The sequence below is a fragment of the Actinocatenispora comari genome (assembly GCF_017312725.1).
Lineage (GTDB): Bacteria > Actinomycetota > Actinomycetes > Mycobacteriales > Micromonosporaceae > Actinocatenispora > Actinocatenispora comari.
Genome location: NZ_BOPO01000117.1, coordinates 60,788 through 76,004, shown reverse-complemented (window position 1 = coordinate 76,004; position 15,217 = coordinate 60,788). Strand labels below are relative to the sequence as shown.

The following is a 15,217-nucleotide window of genomic DNA, read 5'->3' as shown; positions in this document are numbered from 1 at the left end:
CCTCCGTCACTGACCGTTCGTCGCCGGCTGCTCGGTGAACCCGTCCGCCACGTACCGGGCGAGCCACTCGCGGAAGCCGGGGCCGATGTCGTCGCGGGCGGTGGCCAGCTGCACGACCGCCTTGAGGTAGCCGGTGGGGTCGCCGGTGTCGTACCGCCGGCCGCGGAAGACGACACCGTGCACCGGGGTGCCCTCGCGCAGCAGCCGCACCATCGCGTCGGTCAGCTGGATCTCGCCGCGCTTGTCCGGCTCGGTCCGCGCGATCGCGTCGAAGATCGACGCCGGCAGCACGTACCGCCCGACCAGGATGAGGTTGCTCGGCGCGTCCTCCCTCGCCGGCTTCTCCACCAGCCCGGTGACCCGCACGATCTCGGCGTCACCGGCGCTCTCGTCGGCCGGCTCGACCGAGGCGACACCATACTTGTGCACCTCCGACCACGGCACCTCCAGCAGGGCCAGCACGATCCCGCCGGTACGCGCCTGCAGGTCGAGCATGGTCGGCAGCAGCGGGTCGCGCTCGTCGATCAGGTCGTCGCCGAGCAGCACCGCGAACGGCGAGGCACCGACGTGGTCCTCGGCGCAGGACACCGCGTGGCCCAGCCCGAGCGGCTCCGGTTGCCGGGAGGAGTGCAGCGCGGCCAGCTCACCGGGCCGGCGTACCGCCTCCAGCCGCTCGGTGTCGCCCTTCGCCGACAGCGCCGCCTCCAGATCGAGCCGCCGGTCGAAGTGGTCGACCATCGAACTCTTGCCCCGACCGGTGATCAGCAGGACGTCGCCGATGCCGGCCGCGGCGGCCTCTTCCACGATGTACTGCAGGGCCGGCTTGTCGACGACCGGGAACAGCTCCTTGGGCACCGCCTTGCTGGCCGGCAGGAACCGGGTGGCCAGCCCGGCCGCGGGGATGACCGCCTTGGTGGCGCGCTTCGTCGGGGTCGCCCCGGCGGCCGGCGCGGCGGTCGGGTCTGACGTGGTCGAATGGTCGGGCATGGGCCGAGACTATCCGCCCCGCGTCTGCCTCGGCGTTCGCGGCCGATGCGACGCGCCGCCCGGCCTGTCCGCGGTGCTCTCACCGGTACCTGCCTCGACGTCCGGGGCACCGCCGCCGGCGCCAGACCCGCTCCCGTCCGGCCCGATGCCCTCCGGCCCGAGGCCGGCCGGCGGGTGGTCGGCGCCACCGGGCACGCCGTCGGCGGTGGCCGGACCGGTACGGCCGGGCCGGCGCCGGGGTGGTCCGGCGGCGAGCCGCCAGGTGTCCCGGCCGGCCGCCTTCGCCGCGTACAGCGCGTCGTCGGCGGCGTCGAGCACGTCCTGGCCGGTACCGCCGTGGTCGGGGTAGACGGCGACGCCGACCGAGACGGTCACCTGGATCTCCCACGGCTCGCGGCCGTCCGGCGCGGCGATCGGCACCCGCAGCTCGCGGACCGCGGCGCAGATCCGTTCGGCCAGGTGGGCGGCGCCGGCCCGGTCGGTCTCCGGCAGCAGCACGACGAACTCCTCGCCGCCCTGCCGGCAGGCCAGGTCGATCTCGCGGATCTCGGCCCGGATCCGTTGCGCGAACGCGACCAGCACCGCGTCGCCGGCCGAGTGCCCGTACGTGTCGTTGACCTCCTTGAACCGGTCCAGGTCCATGGCCAGTACGGACAGCCGCCGGTCGAACCGGGTGGCGCGCTCCACCTCGTTGGACAGCGCGACTCGCAGGTACCGGTAGTTCCACAGCTCGGTGAGCGGGTCGGTCAGCGACAGCCGCTCGGTCTCCTGGTGCAGCAGCACGTTGTCGACCGCGACCGCCGCCTGCCCGGCGAAGGTACGCAGGGTGCCCAGGTCGGCGTCGTCGAAGTCGTCCTGGCCGAGCCGGTCGTACAGCGCGAGCACGCCGCGCAGCTGCCCGTGCTCGCCGTCGCCGTTGTCCCCGCCACCGGTCGGGCCCGGCCGGGCCGAGCCGGAGAACGGCACCGCGATGTACGTGCGGCAGCGCGGTTCGGTCGGCGCCAGGACGATCCCGTCGGCCCGGCCGCGGCGCGGTTCGCCGCCCTGCGCGACGCCGCCGAGCAGCCCCTCGCCGAGCGCGACGTGGATCGACGACAGCGAGCTGATCCGCCCGTCGAAGCCGTCCGCGCACCGGGCCACCAGCTGGTTCGGGTGCATCCCGTCCGGCCCGTCGACCAGCAGTACGACCCCGGACTGGGCGCCGGTGGCCGCCATCGCGGTCTCCAGGATCACCGACAGGATGCCGTCCAGGTCGTGCGTGTTGGACAGCGTGTCGCCGAGCATGCCGAGGTTGCCGCGCAGCTGGTCCCGGCTCGCGGTCAGCGCCTGCACGTACGCCTGCATCTCCCGGGTCATCCGGTTGAACGTGCTGGCCAGCTGGCCGACCTCGTCCCGGCTGCGCACCGGTACCCGGGCGGCCAGGTCACCGCCGGCGACCCGGTCGGCGGCGCCGGCGAGCTCGGCCAGCGGCCGGGTGGTGGAGTCGGCCAGCCACCAGGCCGCGCCGACCGCCACCAGGCCGGCGAGCACCACGACCCCGATCAGCACCGCGTACAGGGTCTGCGAGTCGGAGCGGGTGGTGGACAGCGCGAGTCGCAGCGGCTGCTCGGTGCCGGCCGGCGCGAGCCGCACGAACACCCCGTCGTGCGTGGGTTTCACCTGGTCGCCGCGCAGGCCGTGGGCGGTGCCGGCGATCGCGTCGGCCCGTACCGCGGTCTCGGTGGACAGCGGATCGCCGGCCGACAGCAGCGTCACGTCCACCCCGGTCGACGCGCCGAGGTGGGACACGAACGACCGGTCCACCGGCACCCCGGCGACGACCTCACCGATCGACCGGCCGCTCTGGTCGGTCAGCCGTACCCGGGCGACGAGCGAGTGCGGCCGCTCGGTGCCGGCGGGGTACGCGCTGGCGCAGTCCGCGGACGGCCCGATCAGCTGGCCGGCGGTGGACCGGACGGTGCCGTGCTCGTCGGTGATCTGCACCGCGGTGGCGAGCCTGGTCGCCACCCCGTCGCGGGCGGCGCTGGCCTGGTCGGCGGCGCTGCCCCCGCCGTACAGCCGGGCCGCGATCTGGGCCGCCGACCGCAGCTCGTGGCAGGCCGCGTCGACGGTGGTCCGTACGGTCGTGGTGGCGACCTGCAGCCGCTCGACGGCCCGCCGGTTGCTCACCTCGGACACCGTGATGCCGACGAACACCGCGCCGATCAGCACCGGCCCGAGTACGACGGCGAGGAACGCCGCGGTGAGCCGCGCGCGCAGGGTCACCCCGTCCTCCGATCCCCGGCCGCCCGGTGGCACCGGCGCGGCACGATTGCCCAAGAGGTCCCCACCGAGGTCCGGCACCTCCGGGAGGTCAGTTCGTCATGAACGGTCGGCATCCGACGTCATTGTGGACTGCTCGCGGGCGGCCGCCGATCGGCGATCCGGGCACCGTCCGACGACTCGCAGTGCGATGCTGTCACAGCACGCGCAGGTACCCCTACCCCGGCAAGGTTGGATCCAGCGAAGATGCACGCAGTTTCGGATAAGTCGGGCATTCGCGAGGGGTTGCTCGCGGCGCGCCGGAGCATGCCGCCCGGGCGGCGTACCGCGGCCGACGCCGCGATCCGGACCGCCGTGGTGGCGCTGCTGCGCGCCGGGCGCCGGGTGGGCCGGCCCGCCGTGCCGGACGCCCGCCGCACCGTCACCGGCTACGTACCCACCGATCTGGAGCCGGGCGGCGCCGGGTTGCCGGAGGCGCTGCGCCGGTGGGGCGACCGGGTGCTGCTGCCGGTGCTGCGCTCCGACCTCGACCTGGACTGGGCCGAGTACACCGGGGCGGACTGCCTGCAACCGGCCCGCTGGCGGCTGTGCGAGCCGTCCGGGCCGCGGCTCGGTCCGGGCGCGGCGGCCCGCGCGGCGGTGCTGTTCGTGCCGGCGCTGGCGGTCGACCGGCGCGGCAACCGGCTCGGCCGGGGCGGCGGCTCGTACGATCGGGCGCTGTCCCGGGTACCCCGGCGCGCCCTGGTCGTCGCCCTGCTGTACGACGGGGAGCTGGTCGACGAACTGCCCACCGAGCCGCACGACCGGCCGGTCAACGCGGTCGTCACGCCCGGCGGCGGGCTGGTCCGGATCACCGGATCGGGCGTGTCTACCCCGCCACCCCGGGTGGACGGCAGGCCCCGTCATGGCGGATGATTAGCACTCAGAAATAGAGAGTGCCAGCGGAGGCAAAGGGTGCCCACCTACCAGTACGTCTGCACCGAGTGCGGTCACACGCTTGAGGCGGTCCAGTCCTTCAGCGACGGCCCGCTCACCGAGTGCCCGGATTGCGGCGGTCGACTGCGCAAGGTCTTCTCGGCCGTCGGCGTCGTGTTCAAGGGCTCCGGCTTCTACCGGACCGACTCCCGCTCCGCCTCGACCGCCTCGTCGGCCGCGGCCCCGTCGTCGGGTTCCTCGGACGGCAAGGCCACCTCGGACGGCAAGGGCAAGAGCGGCGACACGGCGAAGAGCGGCGACTCCGGTTCGTCGTCGAGCACCTCGTCGGCGTCGTCCGGCTCGTCGAGTTCGTCGAGCAGCAAGTCCGGCGGGTCGAGCAGCGGCGGTTCCGGCAAGGTCGCCGCGAGCGCCTGACCCCGGCACGGCGCCGCGGTGCCGGCTGCTTCCGACCGTTCGTCCACCAGGGCGTCGCGCCTGCGCGCGACGCCCTTTTTCGTGTCCCCCACCGGTCCGGGTCCGCCACGTTCGCGCTGGTCGGACCAGGCAGGTCGCGTCCGGCCAGGCAGGTCGGGTCCGGCCAAGGTCGGGTCCGGCCAAGCAGGTCGGGTCGGGCCAGGTCGAGACGAGTCGACAGGCCGAGACGGGTCGGCAGGCCGAGACGAGTCGACAGGCCGAGACGAGTCGACAGGCCGAGACGAGTCGACAGGCCGAGACGAGTCGACAGGTCGGGGTGGGTCGGCGGGTCCAGCGCCGGGACCGATAGCACGGGGCGGCACCGGTCCTTACCGGTATCCACAGGGTTGTCCACAGGCCGATGTCCGCGGTGGATGCGCGACCTAGCGTTTCGCGGCGTACCCACTGTCGCGGACACTGCGGTGTCCCCAATCCGAGGAGCTGCCGTGCGCACAGCACGTCCCCGGCCGCGTCGGCGCAGGCCCGAGCGGCTCGATCCGATCCGGTGGTCGGCGCGGCGCCGGTCCCGGTTGCTGCGCGCCGCCGCGGTCACCGCGCTGCTGGTGCTCGCTGCCGGCGTGCTGGCCACCGGCGGCGGGGCCGCGGCCGACGAGCACCGCTGCGCCGCGCGGGCCGCACCGAGCCCGAGCCGTGCCACCAAACCCGGCGGCCGCGTCCCGGCCGGGTCGGTGGGCGTCGCCGTCCCGGTCGTCGGCGCCGGGGTCGGCGGGCTGGTGCATCCGGGCGACCGGGTCGACCTGACCGTCGCGGGCGGCACCGGCTCGGCCGACGCCGACGGTCCGGGCGATCCGGCCGAGGTGCTGATCCGCGATGCGCTCGTCCTTCGGGGGACAACCGGCCATTCGGCGGACATGGAGGGAGGATCCGTGGTCTATTTGGCGATGACCGAACAACAGGCGCGCCGGGTGGCGGGAGTGGAGCCGTCGGCCCGGATCGGACTCACCCTCCGCCCCGGCTGACCGAACTTCCCGGTCCGGCGCCGCACCGACTACTGCAACGAGGGAGAACGAGAGCGGTGCTCAAGGGTTTCCGGGACTTCGTCCTGCGCGGCAACGTGGTTGATCTGGCCGTCGGCATCATCATCGGTGCCGCGTTCACGGCCGTGGTGAATTCGCTGGTCAAGGACCTGCTCACGCCGCTGATCGCGGCGATCTTCGGCAAGCAGGACTTCAGCGCGCTCTACTTCACCTGGAACGGCAGCAAGTTCCACTACGGCAACTTCGTCAACGCGGTGCTCTCGTTCCTGATCGTCGCCGCGGTGGTCTACTTCCTGGTCGTTCTCCCGGTCGACAAGCTGCTGCAGCGATTCCTGCCGAGCAAGGTCGACGCGCCGAAGCGGGACTGCCCGCAGTGCCTGTCCACGATCCCGGCCGCGGCGAGCCGGTGCGCCTTCTGCGCCGCGGAGGTGCCGCCGGTGCTGGACGACCCGATCACCCGGTAGCGCCGGCCCCCGCGAGGTCAGTCCCAGTGCGGCGGGCGCTCGGCGAGCAGCCGGTCGTCGTTGCTCTGCGGGCGCTCGCCCCAGCCGGCGTCGGTGTCGTCGGTGGTCTGGTCCGGCAGGATGTCCAGATCCTCGTCCAGGGCGACCTCGCGGTCGTCGCCGTTGTCCGTCACTGCCCGACTCCTGTCCGAATGCGCCGGCCGGAGCCGGCGGAAAGCCACCGCCAGCCAGCGTATCCGGCCCGGGCGGCCCGATCCGCCGACAGACTGGGAGCGTGATCGACAGGACACGCACCGCCCGCCGATCGGAGGGCCACGACCGCATCGGGACGGCGGACCTCGCCGCCGGGTCGACCGACGTACCTGTTGGTGGCCTCGCCGCAGGATCGACCGACGTACCTGTTGGTGACCTCGCCGCGGGATCGACCGACGTACCCGTCGGTGGGCCGCCGCGCCGCTGGCCGCGATCGTTCGCCGACCGCCTCGCCGCCCCGCTGCCCGGGCTGCCGCAGCTCGCCCGGCTGATACGGGCGAGCCGGCCGCTCGCGTCGCTCGGCGACGTGGACCGGATCCCGATCCGGCGCACCGGGCTGGCGCCGCTGCGTGCCGGCACCACCACCGTGACCTGGGTCGGACACGCCACGTACGTGCTGGACGTCGGCGGGTTGCGGGTGCTCACCGACCCGGTCTGGTCACGCCGGATCCCCGGCGTGCGGCCCCGGTTCGTACCGCCCGGGGTGGCCCTGACCGACGTCACGCCGGTAGATGCGGTGGTGATCAGCCACAACCACTACGACCACCTGGACGCGCCGACGATCCGCCGGCTGCCGCGGGACACCGCGGTGTTCGTGCCGGCCGGGCTCGGCGACTGGTTCCGGCGCCGGGGCTTCCGGCGGGTCACCGAGCTCGACTGGTGGGAGTCCGCGCGGCTGCACGACGTACGGTTCGACTTCGTGCCGGCGCAGCACTGGAGCCGGCGCGGCCCGGCGGACACCTGCCGCAGCCTGTGGGGCGGTTGGCTGCTCGGTACCGCGGACGGGCCGCGGATCCACTTCGCCGGCGACACCGGCTACGGCGCCTTCTTCGCCGAGATCGCCCGCCGGTACCCGCGGATCGACCTGGCGCTGCTGCCGATCGGCGCGTACCACCCGCGCTGGTTCCTGCGCACCGTGCACCTGGACCCGGCCGCGGCGGTCCGGGCGTTCCTCGACCTGGGCGCGGACCGGATGGCCACGATGCACTGGGGCACCTTCGCGATGACCAAGGAGCCGGTGCTGGAGCCCTGGGAGCTGGTACACGCCGCCTGGTCGGCGGCGGGGCTGCCCCGCGAACGGCTGTGGGACCTGGCGATCGGCGAGACCCGCCAGCTCGCCACGTGACCCCGGCGCCACTACGAGCCCGGGCACCATCCTTCGGCAGCCCGACGCCACCCGCGGTACGGCACGACCCTGCGCCCTGACGCCACCCGCGGTACGGCACCACCCTGCGGCCCGACGCCACCCGCGGTGCGGCACCGGCCGCCGTGCGAGGCCGCGGCGTTCAGTTGACCGCGTCGACGCGGGCGCGGTGGAACGGCACGGCGACCACCGGACACGGTGCGTGGCCGACGCAGTAGTGGCTGACCGACCCGTACACCAGGCGGTGCAGCGGGTGCCGGCCATGGCTGCCGACCACCAGCAGCAGCGCACCACAGGCCGCCTCGGTCAGCACCGGGCCGGCCGGGCCGAGCCGGACCTGCACCTCGACCTCGGCCTCCGGGTACTCCGGCAGCGCGGCGAGCGCGGTGTCGCGCCACTCCTGGGCGGAGCGCTGCACCTCCTCGGCGTGCGCGAAGGTGTCCGGCGGCATCATCGTCGCGTCACCGACGACCGGCTCGCTGTAGGCGTGGACCGCAAGGACGCGGGCGCGGTGTGCCCACGCCTCCGGGATCGCCCAGCGCAGCGCGGCGATCGACGACTCCTCGCCGTCGATGCCGACCACGACGAACGGTGGGATCCGCTCCATCGGGCACCTCCGATCCGGGTTGCGGGCCCGCCTGCCGCCTCGATTGTGCCTCAAATAGTGCTCCAGGTCACACCGTCATCATCACGGATGGGGCGCGATCAGCGGCAACGGGCCCGGTCGAGGTCACCGGCGCGCCGGGCGGGGTGCCTCCGGTACCGCGGCCTCAGTCATGCTGTGCGGTGACCCGTGCGGTTCCGGCCGGCGTACCGCGGCGATCGGGCCGCACCCACCGGCCTCGGAGACTGTGCAGCCCCGTGCCCAGGAGGACAGGTGCCGCGACCGAAGGAACCCGAGTTCAGTCCCGAACCCGGGGTGTTGACCGTCTATTCGGACATCGGCTGCCCGTGGGCCGGGCTGGCACTGCACGGGCTGCGCCGCGCCCGGCACCGCCTCGGCCTCAAACGGGTACGGATCGACCTGCGCGCCTACCCGCTGGAGTTGCTGCGCGGCACCCCGACGCCGAAGCGCCGGCTGGACGCCGAGGTACCGGTGATCGGCGGGCTGGACGAGACGCTGGCCTGGCAGCAGTGGCAGGGCCGGGCGGACGAGTGGCCGGTGTCCACGCTGCTGCCGCTGGAGGCGGTACAGGCGGCGAAGCGGCCGGACGTCGGCGGCCTCGCCGCGAGCGACGAGCTGGACGCCGCGCTGCGGTACGCGATGTTCGGGCAGAGCCGGTGCATCACGCTGTTCTCCGAGATCCTCGCGGTCGCGGCGGAGTGCGAGCGGGTCAACGCGGAGGCGTTGAAGAAGGCGATGGCGCTGGGCGCCGGTCGCGCCGAGGTCATGACGCAGTGGCGCAACGCGAAGGACCGGGCGGTGCACGGCAGCCCGCACGTGTTCCTGCCGGACGGCTCGGAATGGCACAATCCGGGCGTCGACGTGCGGTGGACCGGCGCGGAGCCGGAGACCGGCTTCCCGGTGATCCTCTCGTACGACCCGACCGTCTACGACGAGATCGTCACCGCCGCGACCCGCTGACCGCCTTCCTCGCGCTACGGGTGGGTGTCGGCGGCGCGGGCCTTGGCTCGGCGCACCGACCACCAGAGCAGGATCGCGGCCACCAGCAGGCCCCACAGCACGTACTCGATCGCCGACGATCCGGTCGGCCGGCCGAGGATGAGGTGCATCGGCGGCAGCAACAGCACGACGGCGACGAGCGGACCCGCCGCGTACCAGGCGCCGACGGTGACCATGCCCATGTTGCCGGCGGGGGTGTCCGGTCCGTTCATCGCGGCCGCCGGCACCGGACCTCGGTACGCCGAGACCAGCGCCGCGGCGACGAGCGCCGGCACCGACACGACCGGTACCAGCAGGGCGACCACCGAGCCGGTCAGCGCCACCGCGACGACGGCGCCGATCTCGGCGAGCACGCCGGCGACGATCAGTGGTACCACCGCGTGCCGGGTGGCCAGGTGGTCGAACGAGTACGGCAGGCCACCGGCGCGGCGCGGGTCGTCGGCGTCGAGCCGGGCCGGCTCGGTCAGCTGCGCGGCCGCGAGGTAGCCGGCCACCAGGCCGGCGGCGAGCAGCGCGAGCGACAGGTACAGGTTGCTCGCGCCCAGCGAGAGCGCCATCAGCAGGAAGCCGAGGCCGGTCAGCAGGACCGCCCAGGCCAGCCGGGACGGCTCCCGGATCAGCGCCGTGGCGTCCCGCCAGGGGATGATCAGCTCGGCCCGGTGCGGCCGGGGCAGCCGCAACACGCGGGCCGGGCGACCGCGCGCCTCGCGCACCTCCAGGGCGGCGGCGCGCGGGTTCATCGTGGTCAGGCCGACGGTGAAGCCGGCGACGGAGCGGGCCCGGCGGCGGATCGTGCGGGCCGGCGTGCCCGCCGCGATCAGCGTCGCGAACACCGTCGCCACCAGCGCCAACGCGACCAGCAGCAGCAGCGCGACCGGCCAGCCCGGTACGTCCAGCGTGCCCGGGTGGGCGGGCGTGCTCGCCGCCCCGATCGCGGCACCGGTCGTGCCGCCGGTACCGCTGGGCCGCGGGCCGGCGGTGACCGCGAGCAGCGGCTGGACCGCCCAGCCCCACGGGCCGGACCAGGTCTCGACCCGCACCAACGTGCTGGCCGTGTGGCCGTACCAGCCGAGCGCGCTCTGCACCGCGAGCGCGAGGGTGACCAGCACGGCGAACGGGGACAGGATCCGGGTGACGCGGTCGGCGGTGCGGTACCGCTCGATCAGCGCACCGAGGCCGACCGCCAGCAGCCCGACCGCGGCGAACGACCCGGCGCCGGCGCCCAGCAGCGGCCAGAACGCGTTGCCGGCGAGGCCGCCGGTGACCAGGGTGATCGCGATGGCGCCACCGAACACCGCGCCGAACACGACGCCGAGGATCAGCTGGTTCCGCAGCCGGGGCCGCAGCAGCTTGCCACGGTCGATCGGCATCGGCAGCAGCCAGCTCGCGGCCGGCACGTTCAGCGTCACCGGGCCGCGCCACAGCGCGTCCCGGGCGACCGCGAGCATGCCCAGCAGTACCAGGGCGACCAGGGCCGGTGGCGCGGCGGCGGCGAGCTGGGCGGCGTCGGTGGTGTGCTGCTGGCCGCTGGAGAGCCGCCGCAGCCACGGCAGCAGCGCCCCGCCGTACACGAGCAGCCCGACGACCACCGCGTACGCGGCGAAGGCGGCGTTGCCGGCGGCCTCCCGGCGGTGTTCGGCGCGCAGGTGTCGCAGCACCGCGAGGGTGCTGCGAGTGCGGGCCCGGACGGTACCGGTGGGCAGGTCGTCGACCGGCTCGGGCCGCGGCGTGACCAGCTCCGGGATCTCGGGCTCAGGCGATGTCACCGGCAAGCACCTTGTCCGGTTTGCCGTCCGCGACGACCTCGCCCTCGCGCAGCACGACCACCCGGTCGGCGACCGAGGCGGCGAGGTCGGTGTGGTGGGTGGCGATCAGCAGTGCGGTACCGGCCTGTTTCTCGGCGGCGAGCACGCCGGCGAGCCAGTTCCGGGCGGCCGGGTCGAGCCGCTGTTCGGGCTCGTCCAGGACGAGCAGCCGGCGCGGCCGGACCAGCACCGAGGCGAGCAGCAGCGCCTGGGTCTGGCCGGACGACAGCGAGCCGGGCAGCGCGTCGGCGTGCTCGTCCAGCCGGCAGTCGACGAGCGCGCCGGCGACCAGCTCGTCGGCATCGTCGCCGGCCCCGTGCGCCACCGCGACCAGGTGCAGATGCTCGGCGACGGTCAGGTCGGGGTAGTAGCCGACCTGGTCGCCGACCACCCCGATCTGGGTACGAACCCGGACATCCTCCTCGGTCAGCGCCGAGCCGCCGAGCCGGACGGTACCGCTGGTCGGGGTGTCCCGGCCGCAGGCGATGCGCAGCAGCGTGCTCTTGCCGGACCCGTTGGCGCCGAGCAGGACGACGCAACGCCGGGCATGCAGCTTGAGGTCGATGGGGGCGAGTGCCTCGCGCTCGCCGTACGTGCGGCTGACGCCGGACAGCTCCAGCAGGGCAGGTGTGGCCACGAGAGCCGATGCTACGGGGCGCGCCCGGCGCGGAACGCCCCGGCCGCATCGACTGTGCCGTTTCGCGGCGCGGGCCCCGGGCCGCCGTCAGGTGTCGTGGCGCATCACGACGCGGGTGGCGAGCGGTCGGTCGAGCACCGTGAAGCCGTGCCGGGCGAACAGCCGTTCAGTACCGAGGTACGCGTCCGCGGGCGGGCGCCGATCGCCGCCGGCGCGCGGGATGCCCTCCACCGGGCGGTCGCCGGCCCGCGCGAGCACCTCGCCCAGCAGCGCGTCGGCGACCCCGTCGCCGCGGTCGGCGACGGCGACGAAGAAGCACGGTACGAGCAGTGCGCCCACGTCCGGCACCCCGCGCAGCACCGGTGACCGGGCGAGCCGCCGGTACCGGCTGCGCGGGCCGGTGGCGCACCAGCCGACCGGCCGGTCCCCCCGGTAGGCGAGCAGGCCGAGCGGTTCGGCCTCGGCCTCGACCTGCTCGGCCAGCCGGGACCGGTTCACCGCGCCCCAGCCGGCGCCGAAGTCGCGGCCGGGCAGCACGAAGAACTGGCACCAGCAGCCCGCGCACTCGCGGTCCGGCTCGAACAGCGTGACCAGGTCCGGCAGCGTCGCCGGCGTCAGCGCGCGGAACCGCACCGGGCCGCCCCTGCCGTACCGCCGGCGGGTGCGCCGGCCGCCCGATCCGCGCGGCGGCAACCGGCACCTCCGGCCGGCCGGAGGTGCCGGTTGCCGCCGGTGGCAGCCCGGCCGCGACCTGCGCTGGCAGCGGGGCCGCGGCCGGCTCGGGCGGCGGCGCGGCGCTCCAGCGCCGCGGCGACGAAGTGTGCGAACAGGCTCGCCTCGATGTCCATGACCGCTCCCCCGACACCAGCTAAACGTCAACGGTGGTGTTGCCGCGACACTAGCGGGTCGTCGGTGACCGGTCAAGCTCGTACAGTGGTGTCGGAGGTGGTACGCGATGGCGGACGTGCCGGCGCCCCTGGCCCTGGTCGAGTCGTTCCTGAACTCGGTCGACGTCGAGACCGGCCTGGACGACCTGCGTGACGTGGCCACGTTCCGGCACTGGCTCGCCGACCACGACCGGCCGGCCGAGGCCGACGAGCACGACCTCGACCTGGCCCGCCGGCTGCGCACCGAGCTGCGCGCCGAGGCCGCCACCCACCACCAGCAGCCGGACCAGGCCGAACCCCGGGACCGCGGCGCGCTCGACGCCCTCGCGGTACGGATCCCGCTCGCGGTGCGGTTCGCTCCGGACGGCGCGGCGGTGCCGGGCCCGACCGGTACCGGGGTGACGGGCGTGCTGGGCGAGGTGCTCGCCGCGGTGGCCCTGGCGGCGCACGACGGCAGCTGGCGGCGGGTGAAGATCTGCCCGGCGGACGACTGCCGGTGGGTCTACTACGACGCGTCCCGCAACTCGTCCCGCCGCTGGTGCTCCATGCAGGTCTGCGGCAACCGCAACAAGACGCGCAGCTACCGGCAACGCACCGCACCCGCCTGAGCCGGACCACGAATCACCCGAACCTGCCGGCCGGGCGGGTGAAGGGGCTCCCGCCGGGCGGTCCGGACACTACGATCGGGCGCCGTGTCGGATGCGGAGCGCCGGGCGGCGCTGGACCTGATCGTGGTGTTCGACGGGCTGTCGCCTGCGGTGATCACCCCGGACCGGTGTCCCTGGCTGTGCTCGGTGCGCGAGCGCGGCAGCCGGTTCACCTCGGCCCGCGCGCAGCTGCCGTCGGTCACCCGGGTCAACGCGGCGACGCTCGCCACCGGCGTACGGCCGGGGCGGCACGGGCTGGTCGGCAACAGCATGCGGGTCCGCGAGCTGGGGCTGGACCGCGGGGTGTGGACCTCCGACCGGTACGACCTGCTCGCGGTGGAGAAGGCGTGCGGGTCGATCCTGCTCGCGCCGACCATGGGCGAGCTGCTCGCCGCCGCCGGCCGCCGTACGGTCGTGGTGAACACCGGCTCCGCCGGCGTGTCGCTGCTGCTGGACCCCACCGCGCACCGCGGCGGTCCGGGCATCCGGGTCGACACCCGGGAGGCCGAGCCGCTCGCCGAACCGGCCTGGGCCGCGGAGCGGCTGCGCGCCCGGCTCGGCGCACCGGGCGACGACCGCGCCGGGCAGCTGCGGTACGCGGTGGACGCGCTGACGTACCTGATCGAGGCGCACCGGCCGGACGTCGCCGTGCTGTGGCTGACCGAACCGGACGCGAGCCAGCACCGGCACGGTCCCGGCTCGGCGCAGTCGCTCGCCGCGCTGGCCGCGGCGGACGCCGCGCTCGGCCGCCTGGTGGACGCGCTGGAGGCGCTCGGACGCGCCGACGACACGAACCTGTGGGTGGCCTCCGACCACGGCAGCTCGCCGATGACCGGGCGGGTGAACCTGGCCGAGGAGCTCACCGCCGCCGGGTTCGGCCGCGGCGTCTCCTGCTGCGACGACGGTACGTCCGCGATCTGGCTGGACGACCCGGCCGACCCGGTGGCCGAACGACTGGTGACCTGGCTGCGGCGGCAACCGTGGACCGGGGTGGTGTTCGGCGCGGACGGGCTGCCGGACACCGTGCCGCTGTCGGTGATCGGCGCGGCCGGGCCGCGCTCGCCGCAGCTGTTCGTCGGCTACGCGCCCGGCTGGTACTCGGCGCAGGCCGGCCCGACCACCGACGCGCCGGACTGGCACGGCGGCCACGGCGGCGGGTACCGCCGGGACGTGCACAGCGTGCTCCAGGTCACCGGGCCGGACTACCGGCGCGACGTCGACCTGACCGCGCCGGCCGGGCTGGTCGACGTGCTTCCGACGATCGCGGCCGGGCTCGGCATCGACGCCGACTTCGACGGCCGGGTACTGACCGAGGCCCGCCCCGGCGGTCCGGTGCCGGCGGCGACCAGTTCCCGGCTGGCCCTGCCCGGCGCCCGCGCGAGCGTCACCCGGGTCGCCGGAGTGTCCTATGTGGACGAAATAGTGCCGGACCGCTGACCCGCACCGCCCCGGTCGAGCCCGGTCAGCGGTAGCGGCGTTGGCCGAGCAGGTCGGGGATCCGGCTGTCGGCCAGCCGGGCGGCGTGCAGCTGCCAGACGCTGGTCGGCCGGCCGTCCTCGTTCACGATGTCGTCGGACCGCTCGAACCCCAGGGACCGCGGCACCGCTGCGCTCGCCCCGTTCGCCGGCTCGTGGTGGATCTCGATCAGGTCGATGCCGGGCACGGCGAGGCCGGCGGCGGCGAGCGCGGCGGCGGCCCGGCGGGCCACGCCACGGCCGGTGTGCCGGGAGTCGACCCAGTAACCGATCTCCAGCGCGCCCGGCCCCACCCGCGCCATCAGGCTGATGCCGCCGACCACGTCGCGGCCACCCTGCACGATCGCGTAGTTGAACGCCCGGCCCTCGTCCCACTGCTGCCGGCCCTCGTCGAGGAAGGCGCGCGCCTCGGTGGCGCCGTACCCCTCGACGGCCCAGGGCATCCAACGGGACAGCTCCGGCATCGACGCCTGCACGGCCCGCACCATCGCGCGCACGTCGCCGGAACGCCAGCGGCGCAGCAGCAGGCCCGGCGCGGTGAGGGTCTCGGAGGGCGGAACGAGGCGGACAGCCATGGCGACATCCTGGCAGACGGTGCCAAGCCGGTTCCCGGCGGCGGGTCGACCGACCCGCCGCCGACCCGACG

The 15,217-nt window shown here is 74.9% G+C and carries 16 protein-coding genes and 1 pseudogene; 8 read left to right on the top strand and 9 right to left on the bottom strand.

Going from position 1 to position 15,217, the window contains the following annotated elements; genetic code table 11:
• Window positions 1-6: 6 nt before the first annotated feature.
• Both NUM_RS28920 and NUM_RS28915 read right to left on the bottom strand, forming a co-directional pair.
• Window positions 7-987 (bottom strand): UTP--glucose-1-phosphate uridylyltransferase, encoded by a 981-nt coding sequence (locus tag NUM_RS28920; RefSeq protein WP_207128121.1) that lies wholly within the window; start codon window positions 985-987, stop codon window positions 7-9.
• A gap of 9 nt (window positions 988-996) precedes the next feature.
• A complete protein-coding gene (locus tag NUM_RS28915) occupies window positions 997-3,252 on the bottom strand; it encodes a GGDEF domain-containing protein (RefSeq protein ID WP_207128120.1) in 2,256 nt (751 codons plus the stop codon).
• A gap of 243 nt (window positions 3,253-3,495) precedes the next feature.
• Between NUM_RS28915 and NUM_RS28910 the strand changes: the two genes are divergently transcribed.
• Window positions 3,496-4,164, top strand: coding sequence for a 5-formyltetrahydrofolate cyclo-ligase (locus NUM_RS28910; protein ID WP_207128119.1), 669 nt, complete (start codon window positions 3,496-3,498; stop codon window positions 4,162-4,164).
• A 39-nt stretch (window positions 4,165-4,203) separates the two neighbouring features.
• Window positions 4,204-4,344, top strand: a pseudogene (locus tag NUM_RS37465) (FmdB family zinc ribbon protein); the annotation flags it as partial.
• A 14-nt stretch (window positions 4,345-4,358) separates the two neighbouring features.
• Here NUM_RS37465 and NUM_RS37460 read toward each other — a convergent pair.
• Complete coding sequence (locus NUM_RS37460) at window positions 4,359-4,766, bottom strand: hypothetical protein (protein ID WP_225918922.1); 408 nt, start codon at window positions 4,764-4,766, stop codon at window positions 4,359-4,361.
• A gap of 318 nt (window positions 4,767-5,084) precedes the next feature.
• Here NUM_RS37460 and NUM_RS28900 point away from each other — a divergent pair, with 318 nt between their 5' ends.
• Together NUM_RS28900 and mscL are read left to right on the top strand one after the other, a co-directional pair.
• Window positions 5,085-5,618 (top strand): RcpC/CpaB family pilus assembly protein, encoded by a 534-nt coding sequence (locus NUM_RS28900; RefSeq protein ID WP_207128117.1) that lies wholly within the window; start codon window positions 5,085-5,087, stop codon window positions 5,616-5,618.
• Window positions 5,619-5,674: 56 nt separating this feature from the next.
• Window positions 5,675-6,100: a large conductance mechanosensitive channel protein MscL gene (mscL, locus tag NUM_RS28895; RefSeq protein WP_207128116.1), complete on the top strand. Its 426-nt coding sequence runs from the start codon at window positions 5,675-5,677 to the stop codon at window positions 6,098-6,100.
• Window positions 6,101-6,117: 17 nt separating this feature from the next.
• Here mscL and NUM_RS28890 read toward each other — a convergent pair whose 3' ends face one another.
• Complete coding sequence (locus tag NUM_RS28890; RefSeq protein WP_207128115.1) at window positions 6,118-6,273, bottom strand: hypothetical protein; 156 nt, start codon at window positions 6,271-6,273, stop codon at window positions 6,118-6,120.
• Window positions 6,274-6,374: 101 nt separating this feature from the next.
• Between NUM_RS28890 and NUM_RS28885 the strand changes: the two genes are divergently transcribed.
• Complete coding sequence (locus tag NUM_RS28885) at window positions 6,375-7,478, top strand: MBL fold metallo-hydrolase (protein WP_225918919.1); 1,104 nt, start codon at window positions 6,375-6,377, stop codon at window positions 7,476-7,478.
• Window positions 7,479-7,638: 160 nt separating this feature from the next.
• Here the strand turns inward: NUM_RS28885 and NUM_RS28880 are convergent, their stop codons facing one another.
• Window positions 7,639-8,103, bottom strand: coding sequence for a universal stress protein (locus NUM_RS28880; RefSeq protein WP_207128114.1), 465 nt, complete (start codon window positions 8,101-8,103; stop codon window positions 7,639-7,641).
• Between the two features lie 270 nt (window positions 8,104-8,373).
• On the opposite strand from NUM_RS28880, the gene NUM_RS28875 reads away from it, so the two are divergent.
• The gene (locus NUM_RS28875) at window positions 8,374-9,081 is read left to right on the top strand and encodes a DsbA family oxidoreductase (RefSeq protein ID WP_207128113.1); all 708 of its coding nucleotides are present in this window, start codon (window positions 8,374-8,376) and stop codon (window positions 9,079-9,081) included.
• A gap of 14 nt (window positions 9,082-9,095) precedes the next feature.
• On the opposite strand, the gene NUM_RS28870 is transcribed toward NUM_RS28875, so the two are convergent.
• The 3 genes from NUM_RS28870 to NUM_RS28860 all read right to left on the bottom strand — a co-directional run bounded on the left by NUM_RS28870 (window position 9,096) and on the right by NUM_RS28860 (window position 12,195).
• Window positions 9,096-10,886, bottom strand: coding sequence for a DUF6297 family protein (locus tag NUM_RS28870; RefSeq protein WP_207128112.1), 1,791 nt, complete (start codon window positions 10,884-10,886; stop codon window positions 9,096-9,098).
• Window positions 10,873-11,562 carry an ABC transporter ATP-binding protein gene (locus NUM_RS28865; RefSeq protein WP_207128111.1) on the bottom strand — a complete coding sequence of 230 codons (690 nt, stop codon included), beginning with the start codon at window positions 11,560-11,562 and terminating at the stop codon, window positions 10,873-10,875. Before NUM_RS28865 ends, NUM_RS28870 begins: the two co-directional genes overlap by 14 nt.
• A gap of 87 nt (window positions 11,563-11,649) precedes the next feature.
• Window positions 11,650-12,195, bottom strand: coding sequence for a hypothetical protein (locus NUM_RS28860; protein ID WP_207128110.1), 546 nt, complete (start codon window positions 12,193-12,195; stop codon window positions 11,650-11,652).
• A gap of 322 nt (window positions 12,196-12,517) precedes the next feature.
• On the opposite strand from NUM_RS28860, the gene NUM_RS28855 reads away from it, so the two are divergent.
• Window positions 12,518-13,057 carry a CGNR zinc finger domain-containing protein gene (locus tag NUM_RS28855; protein ID WP_207128109.1) on the top strand — a complete coding sequence of 180 codons (540 nt, stop codon included), beginning with the start codon at window positions 12,518-12,520 and terminating at the stop codon, window positions 13,055-13,057.
• 84 nt (window positions 13,058-13,141) lie between these two features.
• Entirely contained in the window at window positions 13,142-14,533 is a 1,392-nt protein-coding gene (locus NUM_RS28850) for an alkaline phosphatase family protein (protein ID WP_207128108.1), read from the top strand.
• A gap of 25 nt (window positions 14,534-14,558) precedes the next feature.
• On the opposite strand, the gene NUM_RS28845 is transcribed toward NUM_RS28850, so the two are convergent.
• Entirely contained in the window at window positions 14,559-15,146 is a 588-nt protein-coding gene (locus tag NUM_RS28845) for a GNAT family N-acetyltransferase (RefSeq protein WP_207128107.1), read from the bottom strand.
• Window positions 15,147-15,217: the final 71 nt, after the last annotated feature.